The organism is Kitasatospora sp. MBT66 (genome assembly GCF_000710405.2).
In the GTDB taxonomy this organism is placed as follows: Bacteria; Actinomycetota; Actinomycetes; order Streptomycetales; family Streptomycetaceae; genus Kitasatospora; species Kitasatospora purpeofusca.
On record NZ_JAIY01000003.1, the window covers coordinates 339,589 to 342,015 of the forward strand.

Sequence of the window (2,427 nt, forward strand, 5' to 3'; positions counted from 1 at the left end):
GCGGTCCCGGGGGTGGCGGCTCCGGGGAGTTCCGGCCCCCCGGCCGCTGGGACGCCGAACGCCCCTGCGCCCGCCCGCCGTCGGAGCGTCGCCTCCGGGAGGGCCGGAGGCTGCCCGCCGCCCTTTGCAAAGTCCTGGCGCACTTTGCAAAGGGCGCCAGGACTTTGCAAAGTGCCTTCGGCGCCCACCCCGGGCCCCCTCCCGTACTGCATACGAATGGCTGCGGAATGGTGGGACGACGAACTATGATGTGATGTGCGTCACAAGGCCGTGCGGCCGACGGCCCGATATCCATCGACCGGGCCTTCGGGGCGCCGATTTCCGAGGGGGCGGGATGGGGATCACGGCCGGTTGCCGGGGTGGGGAGGATCCGAGCCCGCGCCCGTCGGCCGAATCCGCGGAATTCGACCGGATGTTCACCGAATTGCTGCCCAGGCTCCGGCGCGCAGCCGTCCGGATGCTCGGGGATCCGTCCGGCGCGGGCGATGTCGTCCACGAGGCCTATCTGCGGATCGCCCGGAATCCCGCCCGCTTCCTCGGCCATCCCCGGCCCTACGCCTACGCGTTCACCGCGATGGCGAACGTCGTGCGCGACGAGTGGCGCCGCGACCGCCGTCGGCTGCTCCCGTACGAGGCGCTGGAGGACGTGGGGCCGGTCGGCGGTTCCGCAGCGGTCGGCGGGTGGTTCGGCGGGTGCGACGACCCGTCGGGCGGCGGGGTGGCCGAGCTGCAGGCGCACTGGGAGGTGGTGCGGTTGCTGCGCTGTCTGACGGTGAAGCAGGCGCGGGCGGTGGTGCTGGTCGACCTCGACGGGTACAGCCTGGAGGAGGCCGCCGAGCTCCTCGGTGTGCACCGCTCCACCCTGGCGGTCACCCGGCGACGGGCGCTGGACCGGTTGCGGGGCATTCTCGAACGGGAGCGCGATTCGCCGGCCGGTTCCGGTTCCGGTTCCGAGGCGGGGTCCGGATCGGGCGGCGGAGTGCGTCGCTCGGTCGCCCGCCCCCTGTCCGGGCATGTGCCGGGGGTGCGCGCGGGGTCCGACGCACCGGTCTGACGGCAAGTCAGCTCAGCTCCGGTATCGCCCCGTACGCTGCAAATCGTGATCACGTACGAGGAGCATCGGCTCCGCTCCCTGGTGGACGAAGGCCGTTGGATCGAACTGCTGGGCGCCTACCGGCAGGCCCGCGCCGCCGCCGTCGCGCTCGACCTGGCCGACGGCGGGCAGGCGGGTGGAGGCCGGTCGGGCGGAGGCCCGGCGGGCGGCGTCGGGGCGGCCGCCGCCTGGGTGGTCGCGGCCGCGCAGGGCCGGGCCGGCATCGCCACCGCCGCGCTCGGTCACCTGATCGCGTACGCCGCGCCGCCCGAGGTGGCCGCTCGACTGTTCGACGCGGACGGCGGCCCCGGCACCGCGGCCGGAGTGGCCGACCACGACGCCGGGCCGCTCTGGGAGGTGCTGGCGACCCGGCACACCTGGCGGCGGCTCGCCCCGCTGCTCGGCCCGCCCCCGGTGCGGCGGCTGGTCGCGCAGACCCGGGTGCTGCTCGGCGAGGACCTCTCCCGGGGCGCCGAGCCGGACCCCGAGGGGGTTCCGCTGCTGCTGGAGCCCTGGGAGTCGGTGGGGCGGGCCGAGGGCATGCCGGTCCGGGAGTACCTGCGCCACGGCGGTTCGCGCAGCGCGCTGCTGACGCTGCCCGCCAGCCGGGAGGGGTTGGCCCGGGTGGAACTGCCCGAACCCGGCGCCCGGCTGCCGGGGCAGCCGGCCACCCGGGCGCTGGCCGAGCTGGCCGGCTGGGCACGGACGGTCTGCGTGCGCGGACCGGCGGCGGGGGCCGCCGCCCAGCTGGCGCCGGGGCCGATGGTCGTCGGCGGGTACCTGCCGTTCGCCCTGGCCTGGCCGGCGCTGGTGCAGGCGGGCATCGCGGACCGCGCGTACGGCGCGGCGCACGGGCGGCTGGCGCTGTGGCGGGTGTTGACGGCGATGACCGGCGCGCAGCGGCCGGAGTCGGCGGACCGGGCGGAGGTCCGTGCCCTGGTCGCGCGGATGCGCTGCTTCACCTGGGACGATCCGGCCGACCGGCTGCGGCATCTGCACCTCGCGCTGGAGGACCCGGCGACCGGGCTGAGCTGGGCGGTCAGCGGTTCGGAGGAGGTCTGAGCGGGTCGGTCGCCCCCCCGGGGCCGGGCCCGAGCGCGCGCGGCTCGGGCCCGAGCGCGAGACCCGGCCCCGGGGGCCTGCCCGGCCTGAGGGCCCCCGGGACATGCGGGACCCCTGGTCCGGCGCCTTTTCCGGGGGGTTGGGCGGGGCGCCGGACCAGGGGGGTGTGAGGGACGGGCCGCCGCTCAGGCGGCCGTCGTCGTGCTGGCCGCCGTGGCCGCGGCAGTCGTCCCGGCGGTGGCCGGAGCCGGAGCCGGAGCCGGGGCCGGGGT

Annotated in this window: 2 protein-coding genes; both read left to right on the forward strand. The window is 77.0% G+C overall.

All coding sequences use genetic code 11. The features are described 5' to 3' along the window. The first annotated feature begins 412 nt into the window (after positions 1-412). The gene (locus tag BI06_RS03435; protein WP_063794904.1) at positions 413-1,054 is read left to right on the forward strand and encodes an RNA polymerase sigma factor; all 642 of its coding nucleotides are present in this window, start codon (positions 413-415) and stop codon (positions 1,052-1,054) included. Between the two features lie 45 nt (positions 1,055-1,099). Continuing rightward, positions 1,100-2,155: a hypothetical protein gene (locus BI06_RS03440; RefSeq protein ID WP_043464945.1), complete on the forward strand. Its 1,056-nt coding sequence runs from the start codon at positions 1,100-1,102 to the stop codon at positions 2,153-2,155. Positions 2,156-2,427: the final 272 nt, after the last annotated feature.

Excerpts from the sequence above, each read along its gene's own strand:
- BI06_RS03435 (WP_063794904.1), top strand. The coding sequence starts at position 413 with ATGTTCACCGAATTGCTGCCCAGGCTCCGGCGCGCAGCCGTCCGGATG.